At 39.5% G+C, this 21219-nt stretch carries 20 protein-coding genes and 1 tRNA gene; 10 read left to right on the top strand and 11 right to left on the bottom strand.

Annotation, left to right across the window (positions count from 1 at the left end; genetic code table 11):
- The first annotated feature begins 116 nt into the window (after nucleotides 1-116).
- The 3 genes from L4D09_RS12740 (at nucleotide 117) to L4D09_RS12730 (ending at nucleotide 2183) form a co-directional block, all read left to right on the top strand.
- Entirely contained in the window at nucleotides 117-815 is a 699-nt protein-coding gene (locus L4D09_RS12740; RefSeq protein ID WP_428457880.1) for a Crp/Fnr family transcriptional regulator, read from the top strand.
- 590 nt (nucleotides 816-1405) lie between these two features.
- Nucleotides 1406-1699, top strand: a complete 294-nt coding sequence (locus L4D09_RS12735) for a glutaredoxin family protein (RefSeq protein WP_428457879.1) — start codon at nucleotides 1406-1408, stop codon at nucleotides 1697-1699.
- Nucleotides 1700-1874: 175 nt separating this feature from the next.
- Entirely contained in the window at nucleotides 1875-2183 is a 309-nt protein-coding gene (locus tag L4D09_RS12730) for a hypothetical protein (protein ID WP_428457878.1), read from the top strand.
- A gap of 53 nt (nucleotides 2184-2236) precedes the next feature.
- On the opposite strand, the gene L4D09_RS12725 is transcribed toward L4D09_RS12730, so the two are convergent.
- On the bottom strand, nucleotides 2237-5251 hold the full coding sequence (locus tag L4D09_RS12725) for a response regulator (protein WP_428457883.1): 3015 nt from the start codon (nucleotides 5249-5251) through the stop codon (nucleotides 2237-2239).
- Nucleotides 5252-5459: 208 nt separating this feature from the next.
- Complete coding sequence (locus L4D09_RS12720; protein WP_428457877.1) at nucleotides 5460-6233, bottom strand: Hpt domain-containing protein; 774 nt, start codon at nucleotides 6231-6233, stop codon at nucleotides 5460-5462.
- A gap of 222 nt (nucleotides 6234-6455) precedes the next feature.
- On the opposite strand from L4D09_RS12720, the gene L4D09_RS12715 reads away from it, so the two are divergent.
- Nucleotides 6456-6692 (top strand): hypothetical protein, encoded by a 237-nt coding sequence (locus tag L4D09_RS12715; RefSeq protein ID WP_428457876.1) that lies wholly within the window; start codon nucleotides 6456-6458, stop codon nucleotides 6690-6692.
- 263 nt (nucleotides 6693-6955) lie between these two features.
- Here L4D09_RS12715 and L4D09_RS12710 read toward each other — a convergent pair.
- The 3 genes from L4D09_RS12710 to L4D09_RS12700 all read right to left on the bottom strand — a co-directional run bounded on the left by L4D09_RS12710 (nucleotide 6956) and on the right by L4D09_RS12700 (nucleotide 9913).
- Nucleotides 6956-7030, bottom strand: a tRNA-Gly gene (locus tag L4D09_RS12710).
- A 191-nt stretch (nucleotides 7031-7221) separates the two neighbouring features.
- Nucleotides 7222-7398: a hypothetical protein gene (locus L4D09_RS12705; RefSeq protein WP_428457875.1), complete on the bottom strand. Its 177-nt coding sequence runs from the start codon at nucleotides 7396-7398 to the stop codon at nucleotides 7222-7224.
- A gap of 166 nt (nucleotides 7399-7564) precedes the next feature.
- Entirely contained in the window at nucleotides 7565-9913 is a 2349-nt protein-coding gene (locus tag L4D09_RS12700) for a glycosyl hydrolase family 18 protein (protein ID WP_428457874.1), read from the bottom strand.
- 386 nt (nucleotides 9914-10299) lie between these two features.
- Here L4D09_RS12700 and L4D09_RS12695 point away from each other — a divergent pair, with 386 nt between their 5' ends.
- From L4D09_RS12695 to L4D09_RS12680, 4 genes are all read left to right on the top strand, one after another.
- The gene (locus tag L4D09_RS12695) at nucleotides 10300-11205 is read left to right on the top strand and encodes a chemotaxis protein (RefSeq protein WP_428457873.1); all 906 of its coding nucleotides are present in this window, start codon (nucleotides 10300-10302) and stop codon (nucleotides 11203-11205) included.
- Between the two features lie 144 nt (nucleotides 11206-11349).
- On the top strand, nucleotides 11350-12831 hold the full coding sequence (locus L4D09_RS12690) for an FMN-binding glutamate synthase family protein (RefSeq protein ID WP_428457872.1): 1482 nt from the start codon (nucleotides 11350-11352) through the stop codon (nucleotides 12829-12831).
- A 43-nt stretch (nucleotides 12832-12874) separates the two neighbouring features.
- Nucleotides 12875-13096 carry a hypothetical protein gene (locus tag L4D09_RS12685; RefSeq protein ID WP_428457871.1) on the top strand — a complete coding sequence of 74 codons (222 nt, stop codon included), beginning with the start codon at nucleotides 12875-12877 and terminating at the stop codon, nucleotides 13094-13096.
- Between the two features lie 138 nt (nucleotides 13097-13234).
- Entirely contained in the window at nucleotides 13235-13543 is a 309-nt protein-coding gene (locus tag L4D09_RS12680; protein WP_428457870.1) for a hypothetical protein, read from the top strand.
- Nucleotides 13544-13588: 45 nt separating this feature from the next.
- On the opposite strand, the gene L4D09_RS12675 is transcribed toward L4D09_RS12680, so the two are convergent.
- Nucleotides 13589-16036: a response regulator gene (locus L4D09_RS12675; protein WP_428457869.1), complete on the bottom strand. Its 2448-nt coding sequence runs from the start codon at nucleotides 16034-16036 to the stop codon at nucleotides 13589-13591.
- Between the two features lie 78 nt (nucleotides 16037-16114).
- Between L4D09_RS12675 and L4D09_RS12670 the strand changes: the two genes are divergently transcribed.
- A complete protein-coding gene (locus tag L4D09_RS12670; RefSeq protein ID WP_428457868.1) occupies nucleotides 16115-16870 on the top strand; it encodes a substrate-binding periplasmic protein in 756 nt (251 codons plus the stop codon).
- A gap of 76 nt (nucleotides 16871-16946) precedes the next feature.
- Here the strand turns inward: L4D09_RS12670 and ribA are convergent, their stop codons facing one another.
- The 5 genes from ribA to hdfR form a co-directional block, all read right to left on the bottom strand.
- Nucleotides 16947-17999: a GTP cyclohydrolase II gene (gene ribA, locus L4D09_RS12665; protein ID WP_428457867.1), complete on the bottom strand. Its 1053-nt coding sequence runs from the start codon at nucleotides 17997-17999 to the stop codon at nucleotides 16947-16949.
- A gap of 595 nt (nucleotides 18000-18594) precedes the next feature.
- Nucleotides 18595-18783 (bottom strand): ATPase, encoded by a 189-nt coding sequence (locus L4D09_RS12660; RefSeq protein WP_428457866.1) that lies wholly within the window; start codon nucleotides 18781-18783, stop codon nucleotides 18595-18597.
- 115 nt (nucleotides 18784-18898) lie between these two features.
- Nucleotides 18899-19204 carry a DUF6916 family protein gene (locus tag L4D09_RS12655; RefSeq protein WP_428457865.1) on the bottom strand — a complete coding sequence of 102 codons (306 nt, stop codon included), beginning with the start codon at nucleotides 19202-19204 and terminating at the stop codon, nucleotides 18899-18901.
- Nucleotides 19205-19352: 148 nt separating this feature from the next.
- Nucleotides 19353-19511: a hypothetical protein gene (locus L4D09_RS12650; protein ID WP_428457864.1), complete on the bottom strand. Its 159-nt coding sequence runs from the start codon at nucleotides 19509-19511 to the stop codon at nucleotides 19353-19355.
- Nucleotides 19512-19817: 306 nt separating this feature from the next.
- The gene (gene hdfR, locus L4D09_RS12645; protein WP_428457863.1) at nucleotides 19818-20678 is read right to left on the bottom strand and encodes an HTH-type transcriptional regulator HdfR; all 861 of its coding nucleotides are present in this window, start codon (nucleotides 20676-20678) and stop codon (nucleotides 19818-19820) included.
- 161 nt (nucleotides 20679-20839) lie between these two features.
- On the opposite strand from hdfR, the gene L4D09_RS12640 reads away from it, so the two are divergent.
- The gene (locus L4D09_RS12640) at nucleotides 20840-21187 is read left to right on the top strand and encodes a MaoP family protein (protein WP_428457862.1); all 348 of its coding nucleotides are present in this window, start codon (nucleotides 20840-20842) and stop codon (nucleotides 21185-21187) included.
- Nucleotides 21188-21219 lie beyond the last annotated feature (32 nt).

Here is a 21219-nt window from a genome sequence, read left to right as displayed (position 1 = left end):
GTGCAATGTGTAGTAAATACTTTCTTGCAAAATAAACCATATAATTACATTATATCAGTTGTCTTTCTTTGCTAGAACTGTAGCATATTATTGCTTTAAACTTTTGAGTTAATATCATGAACCCATTTAATTTCGACAAAATAATATGGCCTTGCGAATTACCTGAACAAGTCAAAGGGTACCTATTAGACATATCTAAATATAAGAAAGGGATCTCAAGTTTAGATCTAAAAAACAGTCACATATCAAAACCAGGCTTAATATATGTTATTCATGGTAGCGCTTCTTTTCATTTTTCGACAAATGATTACCAACTCAGTGCAGGTACAATAATGGGAAGAGGAGACTGGCTTGGTGCAATGTCTATAAAGTCAAACACTGAGCTATTCTTTCATATTGATGAGATCGAAGACTTACATATGTTAGTATTTCCAGAAAAGCAACTAGTTGAACTTGCTGATAGTAACCCTCAAATTTATAAGCTTTTATATTCAGCTGGTCAATACATACATAAAATATCTCTACAATCAGTGCTTTCCTCTATTCATAATAAGATTCAAAAAATAATTTACTGTATTCTAGAGATAGAATTGAGACAAAAATACATCGAGGGTAATGAAATACTCATAAAAATATCACAAACACAATTAAGTGCTATTAGCGGTGTTTCTCGATGCCGATTAAATGAATCATTAAAAGAGATGGAAGAACAATCACTTATAAAACTTAAAATTTTTCTTCTCGATAAAGTCAAACTTCAAGACGTACTATTAAACATGAATCTAATGTATAGAGATGAAGTAATGAGTCGATAAATTAACACCTTCACCTTTAACCCATAAGATTACCCCTTAGCACACTTACAATGCAAAGAGCATATCTCAGAATCTAACTAACATATAGTCCTCCAATTTCATTATCTATCATCACTAAAAAAAGCTAAAACTGGTTAACGGAAATATTTATATGACATTTTCGTCTGCATAAAGACTTCAAATATGCCAATAACCTTATCGCTCCTGTACCAAAAACCGTAGCGCCGACAATTTTCTCACTATCCATATCAATCAGGATGAGTAATTGATCTAAGTATTACGCAGGAAAAATTGTTGTTATCAAGGCAGAGATTACAGTAACTAGTGGTTCTAATTAATCTTTATAGTTTATGCTCAGCAGGAACCCTGTCATATGGCATTTTATACGCCTTTGAATATATTAATTATTCTCAGAAAAGATGCTAAAAGACGATCAAATGCCTCTCTATTCAAGATGGTGTGTTGATTTACACACATCTCCAACTAAATGTGACACATTAAAATCTCAGTATTCAGATAAAATATGAATCACTACCTAAAGAAAGTATAAATCAAATGATGATATTTAAATTCAAAGTAAGGGCTATAAAATGAAACCAAAAGCTGGAACAAAACGACTAGCAAGCAAGCCAGAGAAGTTAATGTTATATCACTTCGTAGGATGTCCATACTGCTCTATAGCACGAGAACCAATTGATAGGTTAGGTATTAATGTTGAGCTTAGAGATACTATGAAAAATCCTCAGTACAGATCTGAACTTATTACTGAGCGTGGACGAGGAACAGTTCCGGTGTTGAGAATTATCAATAGCAATGGAGAGGAAACATGGATGCCTGAATCAAGCGATATTGCTCGTTATTTAGAAACTAATTTTAACATCTGATGATAGCCCACTAGTAAACTATAAAGACTGATGATTTTACACATAGAATATATGCAAGTACACATTCATCAGTATCTACAACACAGATTATCAACTAAACAAATATTATAGTAAGTTTACAGAGTAAATATACACGTCAAAGTTTCAGTAACTGAATTAACTGATAGGTACTACCATGAAAAATATAATCCCAACAATTATTCTAACTGCTATGTTTATCCCAAGCTTGGTTTCTGCACAAATTCGTGTAGCTGACACACATAATGGTGTATGGGTAAGCGTTTATGAGAATAACGAACCTGTATCGAATGTATCTGTAACAATTGCAAATGTACCTCAAGTAAAAGAAAGCTATATAACAAACTCAAAGGGTAAAGTATTTATTCCTATGACACTTGAGAGTTCTCGTTCTTTAAAATATAAAGCAACGACAGCAAATGGAAACACATACTCACGTTATGCTTTCCATTCCACAAACAAATAATAGATTAACTTAGCAATATTCAGCTATCAATGATAAACCACCAGCGCGGTGGTTTATTCATTACAGTGGCTATTAACTGCCCGCTCCAGCTTAGTAAGGGTGATTAAGGCTGAGTCAAAATCATACAACGTAAGGTTTTCGTCCAAGTCGTTCATCATGCCAGAGAAGGGAGTACAGTGCGGGCTATCCTTCATCTTCTCAAGAATTTCATCAGCAGTTGTATCATTACTCTCTACACACTCTCGAAGTTGACTGATAAGCGACAATATCTCAGAATACTTTGTTGCTCTCCCCTGATTTAATCGAAGGCTATTACCCAGCTTTGCAGTATCATAATTAGGCTTAATCGAATTCGGTACTATCCACTTTGCTATAGTCTCATACATCAACTCTATATTAAGAGGTTTTGAAATATGACCGTTCATACCTGCTTGTAGCACTTTATCTTTATCTCCGACCATTGTATTTGCCGTCATGGCAAGAATCGGGATATTCTCAAACTGCTTAATCTTACGTATTTCGCGAGTCGCTTGATAGCCGTCCATGACTGGCATTTGGCAATCCATCAATACGCAGTCAAAATCTGCAATTACATTGAGTATGTCCAATGCCTGCTGTCCATTTTCGGCTACCACGACTTCCATTTCAGCTTGATGTAGCAATTCTTTTGCTAATTCTTGATTAATATCATTATCCTCAACTAACAAAACTTTCATGCCAACCAACTTCTTCATGACATCATGGCTGGAAGCAGCCCGCTTTAGACTCAAGGGAGTGACATCAATCTGTTTACCGAAAGCATCACTGACCACTTCCAACAAAAAGCTCGGCGTGACCGGTTTGGTTAAAATTGATTGTATCTGCAGACTACTCTTATCAAGTTGATGCAGCATTTCGTCACGGCTATAAGCCGTAGCCATGATAACTATCGGTGTTGAGCTTTGATAATGTTCCTGTAACCGTCGAACGACGCTGATACCATCATTCTCTGGCATTTTCCAATCAAGCAATACAAGCTCAAAAGGCGTCGCTTGACTTTCTTCACTTACAATCACATTTATAGCTTCGTAACTGTCATTCACTGACTCCGCAATAAGCCCAAAGCCTTGTAACATTGAAGTGATCACTTCAGCAGCACAAGGGTTATCATCGACAACCAATACACGTAAACCTTTAAGTTCATCAAGGTGCAAAGCCCTCCTTGATAAGGCTTTGCTATCAATACCTAATTTGACCACAAAGTGAAACGTCGCTCCTTCGCCTATTGTTGACTCTACCCAGATCCGACCATCCATCATTTCTACAAGTTGCTTTGAGATCGCTAGACCTAAACCGGTCCCTCCATACTTTCGAGTTGTAGATGAGTCAGCTTGGCTAAAACTCTTGAATAACCTTTTGTTTAATTCTTCATCAATCCCTATCCCACTGTCTTGCACCCAAAAGTGCAACTCAATGTCATCGTTATTACGGTTTTTCTCCTCAACACCAATCAATATTTCACCTTTATCTGTAAACTTGATAGCGTTGTTTGCGAGGTTAAGTAATATCTGTTTTAGACGTACCTCATCACCAATCAAGTGCCTAGGTAAATCTAATTTCATAGAGAATACCAGCTCGACCCCTTTTTCTTCAGCAATTAAACCAATCAAGTTAGCTGTATTATAAAAAATGTCTTCTAATCTAAAACYTCTTTTCTCAATTTCTAATTTACCGGCTTCAATTTTAGAAAAGTCCAAAATATCATTAATGATACTCAGTAAATTATCGGCGCTGCTGTGTACCTTCTCGATATAATTTCTCTGTTTTGGATCTAGATTAGTTTGTAGCGTTAAGTGACTCATGCCAATTATGGCGTTCATAGGGGWTCGAATTTCATGAGACATCACCGCTAAAAAATCGCTTTTTGCCCTATTAGCTTTATCAGCTTCATCAATCAGTTTAAGTTGAGCTTGTTCTGCTTTTTTTCTTTCGCTAATATCACGTGAAAATGAGTTAAATATAAAACTGTCATTTTTCCTTATTGGTGTCATCGATATCTCAATGGGTATCTTTGTTCCATTTTTATGCCAAGCACTCATTTCGAGTCGGTTATTATTGAAAAAATCCCGTCCTGTTGCTWGAAATTCAGAAAACTGAATTAAATCCTCTTCAACTCCGACATCAATAATATCAAAAATTGATTTTCCCATTATTTCTTTTTCAGTCCAACCATAAGTCAGCCCTGCATGCTGATTCCATTCTAATATTTTCCCTTTACGATCAATCATTATAACTGCATCAAGAGCAGTAACAATCACCTTACGCATCATTTCTTCGCTCTGCTTTAGTTCACTGGTTCGAACTTTTACTTTCTCTTCTAGTTTATTTTTTTCTACAAATAATGCTTGCTCTAACACCAACTTGGATTTATATGTTTGTAAGTAATCCAGTATCAACCCGCAAAATGGTACAGCATAAGCGATTATCTTTAGAAAGTGAGCAATATTAAAATGGCTATCAAAAATAGCGACTGACCCAAACGCCATATGCAACTCAGTCATCACCTGTGGAATAAGGCTAAGCCAAAGTGCTTGCGTAAATAATGAAGGTTCACGGTGGTATAGCTTTGGATAAAGCCAGAACCCACAAATCAGAAACAAGCATAAAGGCCCAATATCCCATGGTCTTGTGATTAATGCATCAGGGTATATTGTTTGTGGCAACTCTGCTTGCGTCGCACAATACACCACAATGGCATATGCAATTACTCCGAAAGTTACACTGACACCAAGTACAAACGATAAACTGGCTTTTTGCTTTCCTCTGAGCAGTAGCAACGTCACCCCGGCCATGGTTATTGTTGCGTTGAACAACCTAGAGATAGCCCAGGTAAACGGAATAAAGTCTTGATTTGGCGCAGTTGCTGAAATGAGCCTGTCGGCAGCAAGCGTATGAAATATGTCTAGGCAACCTGCTGTAAATAAAGCGACACCGATGATGGGTGTCACCACATCTTTTTTTATTTGAAAGTGGACAAAAGCCAGAACAACGGTCACAACCGCGATACATATTGACGTCCACTCGAGCAAGGTATGTATAATGCTGCCAGACAAGACGTAAAATAGATAATCTCGGATTTCAGGTGAGGATAACCCTTCGACTCGAGCAACATCTAATGATGCGTAGTTTGAGCTAAAATCGACACCCGCAATATGCAGTAAAAAGGGGAAGATCGAGATACTGATGATAGCCCATAAAAAATGAAGAGGAACCTTTGGTATTAACTGCTTCAACTCGTTAACCCTTCTCTTTCCATCTGCGGAGCAATTCAATATTTAGAGGTTGTGTAAACACATCATCAACGCCCAAATTCCTACACTGCTGGTAATCAATTTCAAAGTCTCCATTAACGAGAAGGAATACCCTGATCTGTTCTCCTTTCGAGCGCCTAAGATCTACTGTGAACCTTTTAATCTCCTCTTTATTTTCTGTTGTCATGGTTATGAACACATATTTCGGATCATGGTTATTGCTCAACGATGACATTGCTTTTAGATAATCAGGAAAAAATACTACTCGGTAATATTCTTTAAGTTGGCTTATCAAATTGCGAGTTGACGGTGTCGCTTTCTCAATAAGAACTAGTGTTGGTTTTCCTTCAATTCCACTAGAAACGGCATGACTTGTAGTCGCATCACTCTTCTCTAACTGATCTATAACAGACTGATTCGTAGATATCAGTTTACATTGTTCAATTAAATGGTTAGAGAATAATTCAACTTCATCGACATGAATAGAATTGGAGGATTTCAATAACAGTTCTAATCGTTTGGCTCTATTGCTTAAATCATCAATACCAAGATTACTTGCTGAGCCTTTTATTGAGTGAATGGCAGTGAGCACCTCCTCAAATGTCATATCTTCAATGCTAATCCCTTGCTGATGTTTCTCGACAAATCGACAGAGCAATTGAATATATAAACCTTTATTATTAGCGCACCGTTTCAATGCTGATGCTGAATCCACATTCGGAATAAGCCAATTACTCTGCGTCCCCTCTCCTTCTATCATTTTGCATCCTCTATCGCTTATTCAGTTACATGCAATGATTTAAGCTGTAGTTTAAGTATAACCAAGCGACAGTAAATATAGTGTTTACGCAAGATAGAATTATTTAGTTTGTTTTTCATTACCTTAGCATTGAGCTGCACTTTTTGTTTTCTTTTTCTCCGACAGATATACCCAACTAATGTCACTCTCGATTGCACACAGTTAAATTACTACAGGCAATAAATGAGAAATCACCAAGATGAGTTCAGTCAGTCCTATAAATCGGAGCTTATTGATAATGAAGGAAATGTATATCGATACACCATATGTAACCCAGCCATAGGCAAAACGTTTTCTGCTATCGGCGGCGCATTTGTTGGCATAATTTCTGTTGGCCTAGCTGAATTGCAAGAGTATCACCTCGATGCCGTGTTCCCACACCAGTCGCCGTTGCAACATCCATCTTTGTCGTCGTTCTGACTTTAGTGATAGCGTCAGTTGGTCACTTTATTAAGTTTGCAAATCACGATGGTGACTCACTAAATCAGGTGGTTAACATCATTCTGTTTACGGTGCCTGGTGTCATCGTCGGTGGTCAAATTGGACCTAAATTACTGAAGTAATTCCAGAAGGAAGCGAAGATAGTTTTAGATTTATCTTGTATAAGAAAAAAGCCAATCTTCAGATACAAAAATACACGCAGTAAAGCGTTAATTTCAATGACATAAATTGGGAGTGAAAACTGGAGCGTGCAGCGGGAATCGAACCCGCATCATCAGCTTGGAAGGCTGAGGTAATAGCCATTATACGATGCACGCTTATTGCTGTTGGCATTGCCAATCGGTGATAAGCTTGAACGAGATAGATAATGTCATATTGAGGATTAAAAGAAAGCACTGCTTTCCCAACTGTGACGAACATCACAAAACACAGGAATAACCGTTTAAAAAACAACCAGATAGAGAAGGTCGATATAAAATCGACCTTCATTAATGCTAATTAGAAGGTGCTATTTAGAAGAAGGATATTCTCCTTCATTCTTTATTTGGTTAGTTATTGTCCAGTGTTCGTTCGGATCATATGCTTCATCACATATATCCAGTGAAAAACCCATGTCGACGATTTCTTTCAAGGTTAGATTATCTGCCAACTTGGCAATGTCGCCTGACTTGTTACGTAGTTCCATATCGGTCGCCCTTCATTACCCACGACACCTTAACTATAGTGGTGAAGCGCTAGAATTTCCTTTGCTGATTCTAGCGAGTCAGCCTACTGCATAAAAAAACGCAGACCTCATTATGAGGCCTGCGTTGATCTTACATTAATGTATTTTATTAAAATGAAACCAAACGTTAAATCAGTTCCCAAGGCCCATTAGCGTTACCCGGCTGATCACCTTTCGTCCACCACTTAGCACTGTATTGTTGACCATTGAAGATCACCACATCGCCACCGTTGTAGACTTTAGCTGAACTCCAATCTTGAACACTGCCATCATCAAAGGCTTCCCACGCGCTACTTGTTCCTGGTTGCTCACCTTTAGTCCACCATTTAGCAGTGTACTGAACACCGTCAAATACAACAGTATCGCCGGTATTATATATAGTGTCCGCGTCCCACGTTGTGTTGCCACCCGTAGTATCTGCAACAACAGTGACTGCAATTGTCGCACTGTCTGCCGCTAAGCCATCTGATACGGTCACGACTAAGTCAATTACAGTGTCAGTTGTAACCGTTGGTGCTGTATACGTGATATCAGCCCCCATCGCTGTAACAGCAACATTACCGCTAGAAGCAGTGTAGGTTAATACATCACTATCGGCATCGTCTGCACTTACGCTGATCACCACACTTTGGCCACTATTTACAGAAGTGCTAGCAGGTGCCGTTAATACTGGTGCCGTATTACCAACAACCCCAGTACCCGTTACATTCACTACAACATTACCAGACACCGATTTACGACCGTCTGAAACCGTTACCGAAACTACTTCTTCAATATCAACCGCCGTATTAGCAGCTTGGAAAGTCACAGTTGCAGTTCCATCACCGTTATCGACAACTGTCGCATTTGAAGCACTGAAAGATAGCGCATCGCCGTCTACATCCGTTGCCGATACAACAAAGCTAATTACCTGACCAGCATCCGCAGTTTGAGCCGTTGGCAAACTCAGTACTGGTGCATTATTAGGTATTACATCTGCCGAAAAAACACGGTCAATCGCTTCCGCGAGTGGCGAGCTCAGCTGCGTACATTCTTTCAGTTTTGTACCACGATTGATAAATGTGCCTTCACACTTAATGTCACCGTGTACCTGCCAAACAATTACCCCACCAAGGTTATTATCAACAATGTACTGAGCTTTTTTCTCAATCGACGGTACATCATCATAACTTAGGAAGTACTTCCCTTTTACGGCATAAGGCACTTCGGCGTTCACATCCCATAAATGCTCCCAGCCAGACGTTTGCTGAATGTAGTTATAATTTGGTTGCCCTTCAAATTCTTTCCAGTTATCTAAATCAACCGCTGATACACCGGGGCCATCAACACTGAATGTCACAGCACGCTTATCTGTCGGCGCACCAACATAAGCTGTGCCTTCAGTTGTTTGAACACCACGGCCATAGAATGCAGCACCAAAGTTTATCTTATCTGAAGGGATCCCCTTAGCGTCCATCCACGCGCGCAGGTAATCCAAATTTAAATCAGGGTATTCTTCTTCAGGGTGTGAATATAACGGGGCATTATGACCTGTCACATTAGACCAACCACCATTTAGGTCGTAGGTCATCATGTTGAAGTAATCCATTGAAGCAACAAGACGTGGCCAGTTATAACCTTCTAGTTTTGCCGTTGAAGCAGAGAACGCAGCAGTCAGCAATTTATTCGGGCCAATGCGCTCACGAATATCTTCCATTAACTGCTCAAAATTACCATAGTCCTCTGGGTTACCACCAAAGTTCATACCACCAGTGCCTGGGTATTCCCAATCGATATCAATACCATCAAAGCCTAAGGCCATTAACTTATCGACATCTTCAAGGAACCGTGCCTTTTTAACTGGATCGGCAGCCATTTCAGGGAAGTGCTTTGACATACTCCAGCCACCAAGTGAGGCCATAACCTGCACACCTTTTTGCTGAGCGAGGTCAATCAAGCCCGGTGCACCACCCGCTTTTTTCAATGGGATCGGAAATTGCCCCGTTACACCAGTTGGTTCATGCAACCAACCACTTCCGCTCTTAACAAACCCCTGCTCTTGTACTTTAAGCAGTGCATCAGCCTCCCACGCTTCGTTGCCTGGGTATTGGTGAATGTACTCAAGTTCACCCCATAAAATGTGTAGGTCCCAGCTTGAGTAAACGTCAGGATGAAGCAATGGACCCGGCTCTTGAACAGCATCAGGTTTATAGATATTTTTATTTCGTAAGTCGCCGCTATGTAAAGAACCGTCTTTAGCGACCCCAAAGAAGGAGAAGTTTAGGATTGAGTAAATATCCATATTTACATTTAAATGAGTCGCTTCGCCTTTAACGCTAAAACCTGCGTTAGTGCCTTTCCATGCTTCCCATTGAGTAATATAACCAATCACATTTTTGTCATGTGTTGGTGCAGCTTGAGTGTTAGCAGCAATCCCTGCTAGTAGCATGGCTGACATTGCGCCAGCCAGTTTGCTAAGGTGTAGTCCCTTTTGCATTTTATTCTCCACGTAATGGTTAAGTAAAATTATTCAATATCAAAATGGCTCATTCCGGCCTTGTTTTCGTTGACGCATTAAGTGTTAGCGAAGTTTTTTCGTTTCGCGAAGGGAGTGTTGATTTTTGAAGGGCAACTCAAACTTAAATGTAAATGAATTGTAACAGATGCGCGTTAAATCAGCTCTTCGTTCAAATATCTGTTTGTTATTTGCACGTTCTTTTACGATAAAAAAGAAAGGGGAATAAAGAGCCGATACTCATCTTTTAAAGATATTTACTTAGATCAATTAAAAACAACAATCTCACTAACTTTGATTCCTATCTATAGTGTTAAAAGTTACTATATTGTTTTTAGCTAGCTTCTTTTTATTACAGGGATTGAAGAATGATAAAAAATGCCACTAATCAATCTCAGGGCATGTTGTTGTTCCAACTTACAGCGTTACAATCTTTTGCTATTGGTACATTAAAAGTAAAAGAGATTGTGCCTTATACAACGCTTACTGCAATACCACACTCTCACCCTACCGTACTTGGTGCTGCAAACTTACGTGGCGACACATTGCCTGTTATTGATATGGCAAAATCCATTGGCTACCCGCCACTAGCAAAAGATGAATTAAAAAATTGCTACATTATCATTACTGATTGTCGTCGTATGTTGGTTGGGTTTTTAGTTCGCGGTATTAATAAAATTACCGAATGTAACTGGCATAACATTGATCCCCCACCAAGCGCATTGGGCAATAATGTTTTCGTCACGGGTGTTACAACCGTTGAAAATAAATTGGTTCAACTCTTAGACGTTGAATTAATTTTATCTAAAATATTCCCAGATGCACCAGATAGCCTACACCCGATATTGACTGATGTTCAAAGGGAAGTACTTCGTCCCCTAAAAATCCTATTGGTTGATGACTCCGCAGTAGCACGTAAGCAACTATCACAAGCATTAGACAGTATTTCTATTCCTTACTTCATTGCAACCAATGGGCGTGATGCGCTTGAAATGCTAAAGCATGCAGCCGAAGCCAACCAGCCATTTGATATCTTAGTCAGTGATATAGAAATGCCCGGACTAGATGGCTACGAGCTCGCTTTTGAAGTGCAAAATAGCGCAATACTCAACGATGCTTATATTATTCTGCATACCTCCCTTTCGAGTGAAATTAGCGTTTCGCAAGCCCACCAAGTAGGGGCTCATGAAGCACTGACAAAATTTGAAGCCAACGAGCTAATCCATGCGATGCTGCGTGGTGCAAAAATGAAAGACACCGCCGCGATTGCCTAAAAGCAATGACTGATACACGCTGAACGCCAAACCTCCCATGGTTTGGCTTTTTCTTATCTTAATTTGAATTTTTTCCTGCATATACCCTACTTTCTCCCTGGTTAGACTAGCTTTAAAACGAACAGATCGTTATTGGGAGGCACTATGGGCGACTCACTTATATTCGGAATAAACTTTCTTTCAGGTTTATTTGTTATCTGTATCGGGCTCGGCGTGATCGCCGTGATTTACATGTATATCACCGATATTCGGCAGCATAAGCATGCAATAAGGCATAACTATCCAGTAATTGGTAGATTCCGTTATCTATTTGAAAAACAAGGCGAGTTTTTTCGGCAGTATTTTTTTGCAATGGACAGAGAAGAAATGCCATTTAACCGAGCGGAAAGGAGCTGGGTGTATAAAGCCGCTAAAAATGTTGACCGTACCTTGGCCTTTGGTTCAACACGTAGCCTAGATCCTACTGGCACAATTATGTTTATGAACTGTGCCTTTCCAACTTTAGAAGAAGATGCCGTTGCACCAGCCCCAATTACTATTGGTGAAAGTTGCCGTACCCCTTATACCACCTCATCCATTTTTAATATCTCAGGCATGAGCTACGGTGCAATATCGAAACCCGCGGTCAGGGCACTTTCACGAGGCGCGAAACTTGCTGGTTGCTGGATGAATACAGGAGAAGGCGGATTAAGCCCTTATCACCTTGAAGGCCAGGCGGACATCGTTTTTCAGATCGGAACAGCAAAATATGGCGTTCGTGATGAGCAAGGAAAATTAAGTAAAGAAAAATTGATTGAACTGGCCAGACACCCAGAAGTTAAAATGTTTGAAATCAAAATAAGCCAAGGCGCAAAACCAGGGAAAGGGGGTATGTTACCTGGCCGAAAAGTGACAAAGGAAATTGCCAAAATACGGGGGATAAAAGAAGGCCAAGACTCCATAAGCCCTAATGGTCATCCTGAAGTTAGAAGTGTCGGTGATCTACTCGATATGATTAACTTTATAAGAGAAGCGACTGGTAAACCTGTCGGCTTCAAATCAGTAATTGGATCATTAAATTGGTTCGATGATTTACTCGATGAAATTGATAAAAGAGGCCAACAGAGTGCGCCCGACTTTATTACTATTGACAGCGCCGATGGCGGTACAGGTGCCGCTCCCCAACCTTTAATGGATTATGTCGGCCTTCCCCTTAAAGAAAGCCTGCCGCTAGTTGTTAGTCGGTTAGAAGCACATCAACTTAAACCGCGAATTAAAATTATCGCATCCGGTAAACTTATCACCCCTTCAAAAGTCGCATGGGCTATCGCTCTAGGTGCTGACTTTGTTGTATCGGCGCGCGGCCATATGTTTGCACTCGGTTGTATTCAAGCATTGCAGTGCAATAAAGATACTTGCCCTACAGGCATTACAACGCACAACAAACGGCTTCAACAAGGGTTAGATGTTGAAGATAAAACCATTAGAGTCGCCAACTACAACAAATATATACATTATGGTTTAGGTTTAATCGCGCATTCCTGCGGGGTGAATAATGCTAGGCACCTCAATAAATCACATATTCGAATAGTAACCGAGAATGGCCTCTCTGTAGCGTTAGAGAAACTCTATGAGCATCATCAATAGGCTACACTCTAAGAACCTTTAATAGTGTTAACAAAGGTTGTGTATGAAATATCTCTATATTGTCGGGCTGTTAGTATTAAGTAGTTATTCGTGGGCTACTGGCGGCGGCCTTGGGGGGCTCCCTAGCCCAACGACACCATTCATGACAGTTGCAGTATGCCTTGATATCAACGGCAAACCCATTCCAAAAACCCAACATCTAAAACAACAGCATCAGTGTGAAACGACAGGTAAGACTCAAATAGACAAAATTAACTTGAAGTAGTCTCACACTATTAAAGCCCTCTTATTTTGGAGGGCTATATCGCGCATGTTTTGACTTAACATTGACATTCTTTTTTTAAGAAGTGGCAAAGTAGCGCCGCTTTTATTTATTATGACAAATACACAGAATAGTAATCTCATGTTTAAGCTACGAATTATTGCACTTTTTTTATTGGCAGCCTCATCATTTGTCAATGCATCGCCAGAGTTACTTCTTCCAACTGAAGCTGTTAATGAGCAGTTTGAACTGATAGAAACCGTTGAGGTTACGGGCGACATAAACGACAGCCTTCAACGACTTGTCGACTCCTCTCTTGCTGGTAAGACCAATGAATTTTACGTTATTAAAGATATATCTGAAGACATCAGCAAAGATACATTAACCGTTGTCATTGGCCTTTATCGACAACCATCTAACTCATTAAGCACAGCGATGAATCTTATTTAAATATTGGAGGGGCTATTACCCCTCTGCTATATCACCAGCAAACACTTACCCCGTAGACAGGGTTGTATTTAACTTTATGTGTTTTTCAAGCATTGAAGACAACGTTTTTTTACTGACTGGTTTTGAAACAAAATCATCCATACCAGCATCAAAACACTTATCTTTCTCTTCTTTTACCACATTAGCTGTTAATGCAATAATGGGAATGTGCTCCCCTTCACCTTCTAAATGTCGAATTGCCTGCGTGGCCTCGAAACCATCCAATACGGGCATCTGACAATCCATAAAAATCAAATCGAAAGCGTGTTGTTTATAAAGATCGACGGCTACCTGGCCATTTTCAGCGATAACAACTGATGCTCCCAGCTTTTCAAGCATCATCTTGGCAACTTTTTGGTTAATGAGTGTATCTTCAACCACTAGAATTGCGACAGACGCTTCACTGTCTGCGGCCCCATCACGCTGATTCGCAGGCTGATTCATTTTCGTCGTTTGTGGTTTTGTTGGTTTATTCTCTGTCATAGATGACGAAGATGTAGAACTAACCGACTGGAAAAATGCCTCTGGTGTAGTTTGAGAAGGTGATATTGATGACGCATCGTCACTCGGGTACGCAACGCTTCTATTATTTGTCGATATCGCAGAACCACGCGATGCCAATAGCTGCTGTATTGACCATTTCAAATTACTTTCTTTATATGGCCTTGCTAAATATGACGTAATCCCCATCAATTTAGCTTTTTTATCATCGCCAACATCGGGGGCTGCTGAAATCATCATTATCTGAGGGCATCGGCTCGAGAATTTCGTTTTTAAAAGATGTGCTAACTGAAAACCGTCGATATCTGGCATCACTTTATCAGTAATAATGACATCATATGGTTTCTTTTCATCAATAGCTTTCTGAACTAAGCTAACCGCTTGGTTGGGGTTTTCACAACTGGTTGCTAATGCACCAAGCGCATGAAGCTGTGCAGAAGTAATCCTCATATTTAGCATGCTGTCATCAACTAACAGCACGTTCAATTTATCAAAGGCGTCTTTTTCATCGTGCGACACCACATGCTCGCCTGCCACTAAGTCGAGTACAAAGTAAAAAGTACTACCTTTACCCTCGGAGCTTGAAATCGATAGCTCTCCCCCCATTAGCCGTACCATTTCACGGCCAATTGCTAATCCAAGTCCGGTACCGCCATATTTACGTGTTGTACTGCCATCGGCTTGCTGGAACTTATCAAAAATTGCTTCTCGCTTGTCTTCGGGAACACCAATACCACTATCGATAACCTCAAAGCGAACTCGACTGCTCAAGTCTGATTTATCTTCCAATTGAATATGCAGGTGCACATAACCATGCTCTGTAAATTTAATTGCATTACTCACGAGGTTATTCAAAATTTGACGTAACTTAGTGGCGTCCCCTAATAGAATAGGGCTAATACGTTTATCGACAGTACATCGGAATGTCAGGCCTTTTTCAGCCGTTCGAACCATAAAGAGAGATTCGACTTCTTTATTCAGTTCAAACAAATTCAATGGCATGGATTCGAGCTCTAACCGACCTGCTTCTATCTTAGAGAAGTCTAAAATATCATTAATCAAATCAAGTAATGTTAATGATGATGTATGCAACATATCAACATACTCTTTTTGATCTTTTGTCATATCCATTTCTTTCATCAATCCAGACAACCCAATAATGCCATTCATGGGAGTGCGGATTTCATGACTCATGTTCGCCAGAAACTCACTTTTCTTGATATTGGCTTCTTCTGCCGACTTTCGTGCTTCCTCTAATTGCTGATAGTTATCTCTAATGTGACTAACCGTGCCGTTATATTGCTGGGAAAGCGTGGTTATCTCATCATTCATCCATCGTTTCGGTAAGCTTATCGGTAAGGGGACGTTTTGATCATCAAACTGCGTCACTGCTTTCGACATTAAGGTTAATGGGTGAACCAATAAACGGTAGGCAATTAACAGGATAAATACAGCAATGATTGAGATTTGTATTGCCTGCCCTAATAGGAGCAGTAAAAATTTATCAAACAGGCCTTGGTATACCATTTTTAGATCAGATTGAAGGGTTAGCGTTGCCAATGCGAACGTTTTATTACCGACTTGATGATTCATCGTCCAAGACTTCTCAACTTTCTGATCGGTCAATTTTGTACCAAATTCAACAATCACCTCATTTTCGTCTCTGATGACTAATGACGAAATTGTTGGGAAGTGCATGATCCCTTCTGCTTGAGTTAACAGTAGCTCGCGGTCTTCAACCCATAGGCTAGAGGTTAGACCTGAAAAAAAACTTTCATGAACTTGTTCAAAGCTCGAGTCAATATCTGACAGCTCATCTTTATAGTCTAGATAAAGACTGAATGATGTCGATAGTAATGTAAATACTGAGCTAATTAAGACAATGAAAAACAATAATTGCTTAGATAAGCTAACTTTTCTTTTTAATTTGGTTCGTTGACACGTTTCGTTCATCCTAAACTCGCATCTTATTATTACTCAACTACCATAATAATAGTCGCTCGAATTGGATAGGTTAGTAAGGAAACTAAAATGTTGAAAAAATCTCTCATGTCAATGGCACTAATGTTATCTTGCTCAAGTTTTGCTGATAAAACAGAAGCTATCAATTACTATGTCATCGCCAAACAGGCCGCTCCCTTCCAAATAGAAGAAAACAATAAGCATAAAGGTATTGTTACAGATATTGTCAACGCTGTATTCGAAAACAGCCCGTACAATATTAATACTCATACTTTCCCATTCAATAGGATGATCACTTTGCTTGAAGCAGGTGGAGAACCAAATTGGATCACTTATGGCAGCCCTAACTGGGGCGGGGTCCAAGCAGAGAATCTCTCAGATATTCCCATCTACAATGTTAAGCACGTACTGGTAAGCAGCAGCAAAAAGTCACCGACATTCAATTCCATGAGTGACATGGAAGATAAGGTCGTTGTACTGCTTCATGGCTTCGATTATCCACAGCTCATTCCCTACATTGAAGGAGGACAAGTCGAGGAACTCCGAGTTAAAGACTATAGCGCTGCTTTTAGGGTAATCAAAAAATTGCCTGGTGATACTGCATTTATCGAAATGGAATCTCGTATTAAGTATAATTTAAATAAGCAAAACCAGAAAACCGAAGATTACAAAATTCAATCCTTTAGTACTGTCATACCAGATTATCCTATTTATTTAGCATTCGACCCAAATATGGATCCAGAAATACAAAGTTTTATAAACTCACGTTTATCTGAATTAAAGAGTGCAGGTACACTTGATAATATCGTGAAGCCTTACTTTTAATAAAAGTCTATTCTAACAAAAAATAAAACCACCACGAAAGTGGTGGTTTTATTTTCAAAATAATTTAATTTAAATTCTACTTAATAAATGCGTCATCGAACATATGGCCAAGTTTAGATGCTTTTGTTTTTAAATAATCGCTATTATGTGGGTTATTCCCTTCTTGAAGTGAAACTCTTTTATTAATCTTAATTCCAGCACTCTCAAGTGCCTTCACTTTTCGAGGATTATTAGTCATCAAATCAACTGATTTAATATTAAGAAAGCTTAACATTCCACGACAAAAATCATAATTTCGCATATCAGCGTCAAAGCCGAGCGCTTCATTAGCCTCAACCGTATCAGCACCATTATCTTGTAAGTGGTAAGCACGTATTTTGTTGATTAAACCAATACCGCGGCCTTCTTGGCGTAAATAAAATAAAACACCACTACCTGCACTCACAATATTTTCCATTGCTCTTGAAAGCTGAAACCCGCAATCGCAACGAGCACTAAATAAAGCATCACCAGTTAAACATTCTGAATGCAAACGAATTAATGGCGGCTTATTTTCATCAAGCTGACCATAAACCAGTGCTAAATGCTCTTTTCCTGTGGCCTGCTCAACGAAGCCATACATCTGAAAAGTTCCCCATTGGGTAGGTAGTTTGGCACTATCGACAAACTGAACTAAGTTATAAGGTTCGATTTCCGAAAAGTAATCCCTTACTTCCATAAGGATTTTTCCTAACTCATTTTGCCCTTTACCGTCTCCGCCATCGCCCCAATAATTATCTTTATGAGAGTGTTCAGTCAATAAATTATCACCAGTGCTGACTAGCAAATGTGTTAACTGACTATTTTGACGAAATTTTTCAAAAACAATATATCGCATAACTGCATGTCTAACATCCATCCAGTCTTGCTTTACTTTATCAGCATATTTTCGACTTAAACTAAATGCTTCATCTGGTGTTTCGGCGAGTAATATTTCTTTCTGAATACTAGGTTCTTCAAACTTCTGGGCTTGATAATAATGCTCACTGGTGGGCCAAACTTCATTGCTTAATAATATAGGGCTTGGCGAAAAGTTAGATAAAAAACCATGTACTTCGTCAGGTTCATAGAACTGAATTTCGTCAACCATCTACCATACTCCTTAAATAACCAAAGATACTATGGGTAAAAAGCATTTATTACTGCCTGTATAACCATACTCTCAAGTATAGTTAATATAAGTAGATAGCAAGTTTTTTTAGCACAATTTTGCGACTAGGATATTTCAGGACATTATAATTACAACAAATATTTATAATGCCTTTAAATTATACAACTTAAATGTGAGCATATAACCTATAACATATAAAACCAATTTCATATTATATGTAAGGTATAGCATTCGTTGCTTCATGTTTAGATGAATAACTTAAACCGTCACTGACCCAAAGAAAATAAAATTTACGCTGAAACAACAGGTACTCATCCGTTTTCTTTACCACTTTAAAACGATACTTTGCACCTGTAAGCCCTATATGAGTTCTCATGCTATCCTCCGCTGAATGTCGAGAACAAGATCTAGAGCGTCAAAATATCATCAACAATTTCTTAAATGGACACATCTTCGTCAAAAAAACGCCACAGCACGAGTCACTTAACACTTTCAACAACGTACTTGCTTTTTTTCATACTAAAACGGCACTTCAAAAGTGCCGTTCTAACAAATATGCGTATCAGGTTACAAGTTATGCTTGGTCATCTTCTGCAAGAGTACGCTTGCCTGTCATGAATGCTTCTAGCAGCTCAGGAGTCAGCTCACCAGCTTCTTCAAGGCGTTTAAGCTCTTCAACAATACGCTTTTGCTCTTCAATTGATGGAATTGGTAATTCAGCTTCTTTTTCAATTCCCTCAGGAATACTTAGGTTATCTAGCATGGTTTCACTCTTGCATTCTTAATAAAAACTCGGGTTAGTATAACCCCAGCGAGTTCTCGGTGGTAGTTTCAGTGGAAGTTACTTGTTTATAAATGATCCACCGCAAAAAATCACACTAACCAATCATTTGAGTGTCGACCATGATTTCATACTCATGCCCATGCTTGTGGAATACAAACAATTCAATCTCCCCTAATTTAGGGTGTTTGAAATGATAATGACCATCAGGGAAATGAGTACTACCATCGCCTTGAAAATTAATCACAAAGTGTTCAACTAATCGTCCTAAGTCATCCATGCCATGGCGCTCGAGTGTTGTCACACTTTGGATGACAAATTCACCTTCAAGTCCGGACTGATCAAATAATCGTACCGATTCACCAGTCAACTTCTCTACATTTTTAAATGAAAGCGGATTCATACTAACTCCAAGCAAGCATATAAGCTTAAGCCTATACCAAATTGTGGCGCTTGGAAGTCCAGTTAGATAACAAAAAAGGGGCAAAAGCCCCTTTTCGTTCAGTATGAGATCATAGGATCATTCAACTCACTGAGCTGGAAAGATTATCTTAATAGTTGTCGTTATACTCCGGAAATTCTTCTCGCTGCCTTACAATTCGGCGTTTTTTCTTTTTTGATTGCTGCTCAAAGTCTTGAAAGTTATCTTCAATATCAAACTTCTGCTTAGACTTCAGCCCTTTGGAGAATTTTTGATCTAACTTAGCCATGCTTGTTTCCTGAAACCATTCCAGAGTAAATAACTAATACTGATTAATTGCACACTTGCAACGATAACAGCCAATAACAACACATCGTTACCGACTGTTATTGCATAGTAATATTTGATTATGACAAAAATACTAAACAATAGCGGTCCAGCTAAAAATAGTAATGTGACCAACAACCAAACAATACCATTTGTGATATACATCTCATGCAACCCAACATAGAAGGGACAGCGCTGAGCATAGGCGACCTAGCCAATTTATGTACAACGAGTATTTTTTATCAATTCAACAAGCAACTTTAATGACTCACACACTCTCAACTAGTTGCTTAAACGGTACGGCAAGCATAGATTCAAGTAAATCAAGCTTTTCGCTGTCTTCACGCCAAACCAAAAACAAAGATTGCTCCATAATTGGTGCATCTTCGACAGGAAACAACAAACCATCCTGAACACTTTGTGCAATCACTGGCGAAGGTAAATAGCCCGCACCACCACTATTGATTAAGAAATCAAGCGCCATTCGGCTTGAGTGAGTATGCATTATTGGTGTTTTCTGCAACGCCGGAATACGGCTCTGCTCAACAGAAAAGCGAGTACCCCAATCTAAAAACACCAAGGGAATTGATTTAACCTTTTCCATGGTGCAGTTTGGCTCACGACTCACTAACTGCAACTGGAAATCTTTCGCTTTAGTTACTTGCAGGTTTTCAATTTTGGGCGGCTCACTGGTTATTGCTACATCAATGCTGTTATCAAACAGCTTTTTTGACATCCCCTGCCTTGGGACCGATTCAAGGCGCAAAGCCAACCCCTCAACGTCACGATAAATTCGACTTATCCAGTCTGAAATGCCATCAAACTCCCAAAACATGGGGGATGCACCAATCGTTACTTGCTGATTATGGCTGTCACTTAATGCCACATCTTGTTTTGCCCTGCCCCACGTTTGTAATATTGCTTCCGCGTACGGCTGTAAACGTTCACCTGCAGCCGTTAAATGCACATTCCCCCGTTGTCTTGAAAACAGGTCGTTACCTAATTGCGACTCTAGCTGGCGAATGCGGAAACTCACCGCGGACTGGGTGAGAAAAAGATTATCTGCTGCCCGTCCAAAGTGGCGTGTTTTTGTGACTTCAAGAAAAGTTTTGAGTAATTCAGTATCCACTAGCGCTCTCGATAACGAAGAAGAATGAAAAGGGTAATAGTACACCGAGTACTTATGAAGTATTAATCAAATATTCTAATCGTGACAACGAAAAACATTTGATTTACTTCCCCCCTATCATCGATGAATATCTGCGAAAAATCTCATCAGGAAGCATATTCATGAGAAGTGTAGGCAAATTTTACGACGATAATAATTTCCCACGAGGCTTTAACCGTTCAGGTGTATTCACTATTAACGAAGCGCAATTACTTGAAACTTTTGGTCGTACCATGCGCGGCCTCTCTGATGGGTCACTACTGCCAAGCAGTGAAGTCGAACAACAATTTATTGCTGAAATACTAGGGCAGCAAGAAATTCAATCTGGTTACGCAAAGTGTTGGTACAAATACATCACCAAGACTTCGACCAAAATACGCAGTTACACCCTTTGCGTATCACAACGCGCACAACGTGGTCGTTTCGAAGACGACGACGTCTTAGAAGCAGATACCGAAATCGATATCTGATAAATAAAGGTGAAACTTTTTCACCTTTAAAA

Source organism: Photobacterium makurazakiensis (assembly GCF_050336715.1).
In the GTDB taxonomy this organism is placed as follows: Bacteria; Pseudomonadota; Gammaproteobacteria; order Enterobacterales; family Vibrionaceae; genus Photobacterium; species Photobacterium makurazakiensis.
Note: the sequence above shows the minus strand (reverse complement) of the source record. Positions and strands in the feature narration are given on the sequence as shown.

Bases quoted from the DNA above. Each gene is read 5' to 3' on its own strand.
- L4D09_RS12740 (WP_428457880.1), top strand. From the start codon at position 117: ATGAACCCATTTAATTTCGACAAAATAATATGGCCTTGCGAATTACCT.
- L4D09_RS12735 (WP_428457879.1), top strand. From the start codon at position 1,406: ATGAAACCAAAAGCTGGAACAAAACGACTAGCAAGCAAGCCAGAGAAG.
- L4D09_RS12730 (WP_428457878.1), top strand. From the start codon at position 1,875: ATGAAAAATATAATCCCAACAATTATTCTAACTGCTATGTTTATCCCA.
- L4D09_RS12720 (WP_428457877.1), bottom strand. From the start codon at position 6,233: ATGATAGAAGGAGAGGGGACGCAGAGTAATTGGCTTATTCCGAATGTG.
- L4D09_RS12715 (WP_428457876.1), top strand. From the start codon at position 6,456: ATGAGAAATCACCAAGATGAGTTCAGTCAGTCCTATAAATCGGAGCTT.
- L4D09_RS12705 (WP_428457875.1), bottom strand. From the start codon at position 7,398: ATGGAACTACGTAACAAGTCAGGCGACATTGCCAAGTTGGCAGATAAT.
- L4D09_RS12700 (WP_428457874.1), bottom strand. From the start codon at position 9,913: ATGCAAAAGGGACTACACCTTAGCAAACTGGCTGGCGCAATGTCAGCC.
- L4D09_RS12695 (WP_428457873.1), top strand. From the start codon at position 10,300: ATGATAAAAAATGCCACTAATCAATCTCAGGGCATGTTGTTGTTCCAA.
- L4D09_RS12690 (WP_428457872.1), top strand. From the start codon at position 11,350: ATGGGCGACTCACTTATATTCGGAATAAACTTTCTTTCAGGTTTATTT.
- L4D09_RS12685 (WP_428457871.1), top strand. From the start codon at position 12,875: ATGAAATATCTCTATATTGTCGGGCTGTTAGTATTAAGTAGTTATTCG.
- L4D09_RS12680 (WP_428457870.1), top strand. From the start codon at position 13,235: ATGTTTAAGCTACGAATTATTGCACTTTTTTTATTGGCAGCCTCATCA.
- L4D09_RS12675 (WP_428457869.1), bottom strand. From the start codon at position 16,036: ATGAACGAAACGTGTCAACGAACCAAATTAAAAAGAAAAGTTAGCTTA.
- L4D09_RS12670 (WP_428457868.1), top strand. From the start codon at position 16,115: ATGTTGAAAAAATCTCTCATGTCAATGGCACTAATGTTATCTTGCTCA.
- ribA (WP_428457867.1), bottom strand. From the start codon at position 17,999: ATGGTTGACGAAATTCAGTTCTATGAACCTGACGAAGTACATGGTTTT.
- L4D09_RS12660 (WP_428457866.1), bottom strand. From the start codon at position 18,783: ATGCTAGATAACCTAAGTATTCCTGAGGGAATTGAAAAAGAAGCTGAA.
- L4D09_RS12655 (WP_428457865.1), bottom strand. From the start codon at position 19,204: ATGAATCCGCTTTCATTTAAAAATGTAGAGAAGTTGACTGGTGAATCG.
- L4D09_RS12650 (WP_428457864.1), bottom strand. From the start codon at position 19,511: ATGGCTAAGTTAGATCAAAAATTCTCCAAAGGGCTGAAGTCTAAGCAG.
- L4D09_RS12640 (WP_428457862.1), top strand. From the start codon at position 20,840: ATGAGAAGTGTAGGCAAATTTTACGACGATAATAATTTCCCACGAGGC.